This window comes from Amycolatopsis kentuckyensis (genome assembly GCF_002155975.1).
Classification (GTDB): domain Bacteria; phylum Actinomycetota; class Actinomycetes; order Mycobacteriales; family Pseudonocardiaceae; genus Amycolatopsis; species Amycolatopsis kentuckyensis.
In genome coordinates this window covers 1-2,516 of the sequence record NZ_MUMI01000748.1, presented here as the reverse complement: position 1 = coordinate 2,516, position 2,516 = coordinate 1, and the positions used below count along the sequence as shown (strand labels likewise).

At 69.3% G+C, this 2,516-nt stretch carries 2 protein-coding genes and 2 pseudogenes; all 4 read right to left on the bottom strand.

The window, feature by feature from the left end:
* Nucleotides 1-213: L-rhamnose mutarotase (locus tag CCN39_RS47110; RefSeq protein WP_143264452.1), on the bottom strand; the 213-nt coding region annotated here is incomplete at its 3' end.
* A 55-nt stretch (nucleotides 214-268) separates the two neighbouring features.
* Entirely contained in the window at nucleotides 269-1,330 is a 1,062-nt protein-coding gene (rhaS, locus tag CCN39_RS47105; protein ID WP_086853603.1) for a rhamnose ABC transporter substrate-binding protein, read from the bottom strand.
* Between the two features lie 5 nt (nucleotides 1,331-1,335).
* Nucleotides 1,336-2,291: pseudogene (locus CCN39_RS47100) on the bottom strand (ABC transporter permease).
* Nucleotides 2,284-2,516, bottom strand: a pseudogene (locus CCN39_RS47095) (ABC transporter permease); the annotation flags it as partial. The pseudogenes CCN39_RS47095 and CCN39_RS47100, both read right to left, overlap by 8 nt.

The following is a 2,516-nucleotide window of genomic DNA, read 5'->3' as shown; positions in this document are numbered from 1 at the left end:
CTCGGTCTCCGCCATGGCGGCCTGCGCGGCGGCGAGGTCGTCCGCCTCGACGTACCCGATCAGCAGGCCGTCCTCGCGCAGGAAGAGCGAGTAGTTGCGCCAGCCGGTGTCGTGCAGGGCCTGCCGCATCTCCGGCCAGACAGCGCGGTGACGCTCGGCGTACTCGGCCAGCCGGTCCGGTTTGACCTGCAGGCAGAAGCAGTATCGGGGCACAGTCCGTCCTTGGTGGAACCCGGCCGGGCCGCCCGTCGCGACCCGGCCGGGAGTCTCAGAAGTTGAACTTGTCGATGTTGTTCGCGTCGAACGTCGTCGGCGGGCCGAGGACGATCTCGCCGTTCTCGCCGATCGTGTAGTCGCCGAGCTTGCCCGCCTTGAACTTCTCCCCCGTCTTGCCGGTGATCTGGCCGGACTTCAGCGCGACACCCGCGTAGGCGGCGAGGTAGCCGATGTCGGCCGGGTTCCACAGCGCGAACTGCTTGACCGTGCCGTCCTTGACGAAGGCGCGCATCTGGTTCGGCGTGCCGAGCCCGGTCACCGCGACCTTGCCCTTGTAGCTCGACGAGCTGACGTACCGCGCGGCGGCCGCGATGCCGACCGTGGTCGGCGAGACGATCACCTTGAGGTTCGGGAACGACTGCAGCAGGCCCTGGGCCTCCTGGAACGACTTCTGGTCGTCGTCGTTGCCGTAGGCGATCTTGTCCAGCTTGATGTTCGCGTACTCCGGCTTGGCGAGTTCCTTCTTCAGGACCTCGATCCAGGCGTTCTGGTTGGTGGCGTTCGGCGTCGCGGAGAGGACCGCGATCTCGCCGGACCCGCCGGAGAGGTCCTTGGCCTGCTTGGCCAGTGCCTCGCCGATGCCCTGGGTGGTGGCCTGGTTGATGAAGACGTCGCGGCAGTCCTTGGCGGCGTCGGAGTCGAACGCGACGACCTTGATGCCGGCGCCGCGGGCCTGGTTGAGCGACGGGCACACCGCGTTCGGGTCGTTCGCGGCGATGCCGATGACGTCCTGCTGCTGCTGGATCAGCGTGTTGATGTAGCTGACCTGCGACGACGCGCTGGCGTCGTTCGGCCCGACCAGCTTGTACTCGCCCTTCAGCTCCTCGAGCGCCGCCTTGCCGCCGCTGACCTCGATGTCGCTGTAGGGGTTGTTGAGCTGCTTGGGCAGGAACGCCATCTTGACGCCCTCCTTCGCCGCGGCGTTCGGGTTCGCCGCGGCGGTGGACTGCTGGGCGCCCGATCCGGCGTTGTCGTTCTTGGTCGTGCCGCTGCACGCGGCCAGGACCAGCACCAGCCCGGCCGACACTGCGCCGGTGAGGAACCGTCGGGACATCTTCGTCACCTTTCCGGAGTTACCGCTTGCCGACGGCGACGCACTGCCGTGCGGGCCGAAGTCACGATGTTGGGGAGCAGGACCGACACGATCAGGAGCACGCCGGTCACGATGTTGAGCGCCTCGTTGGACACGTCCTGCAGGCGCAGCGCGTTCTGCAGCGAGGCCAGCAGGACCACCCCGGCGAGCACGCCGGGCAGCGTGCCCTTGCCGCCGAAGATGGACACGCCGCCGAGCAGCACGGCGGCCACGACGGCCAGCTCGAGGCCGAAGCCGTTGTCGGCGCGGGCACTGGAGTACCGCAGCGTCCACAGCACCCCGGCGAGCCCCGCGACCGCGCCGCTCACGACGTACAGCCAGAACTTGAGCCGCCCGGTGCGGATGCCGGCGAACCGGGCCGCCTGCTCCCCCGCGCCGGCGGCGAACACGCCCCGGCCGATCGGGGTGGCGTGCAGCACGACGCCGAAGAGCAGCGCGACGACGACCAGCGGGATCAGGACGTTCGGGATCGGGCCGTCGCCGATCGTGCCGGTGACCCAGCTCGTGTAGTCGCGCGGGAAGTCGGCGACCGCGCCGTCACCNNGGTGACGGCGAGGGACGGCAGTTTCAGCACGGTGACGAAGAAGCCGTTCAGGGCGCCGAGGACCGCGCCGAGCAGGATGCAGAGCGGGATGATCGTCTCGATCGTCATCCCGGCGTCCCACAGCGAGCCCATCACCGCCGAGGTCAGGCCGAGCGTGCTCGCCACCGAGAGGTCGATCTCGCCGGTGACGATGATGAACGTCATCGGCAGCGCGACCAGCGCGATCGGGAGCAGGTCGAGCAGCAGGAAGGTGAAGTTGCGGCTGGTGCCGAAGTTCTCGACGGCGCCGGAGGCGACGATCAGGACGATCACCGTGACGAGCACGACGGCGGCGTCCCAGCTGAGCAGCCTGCCGAGCCGGTTTCCCTGGTCAGACATGGGAATCCCTCTTCTTCAGTGCCTTGGCGACCCGGACGGCGACCAGCCGGTCGGCGCCGATGGCCAGCAGGATCAGCGCGCCGACGATCGCCTGCTGCCAGAACTGGTTGATGTCGAGCACGGCCAGGGCGCTGCCGATGACGGTCAGCAGCAGCGCGCCGAGGCCCGCGCCCCAGACCGAGCCGCTGCCGCCGAACACCGCCACCCCGCCGACCACGGCCGCGG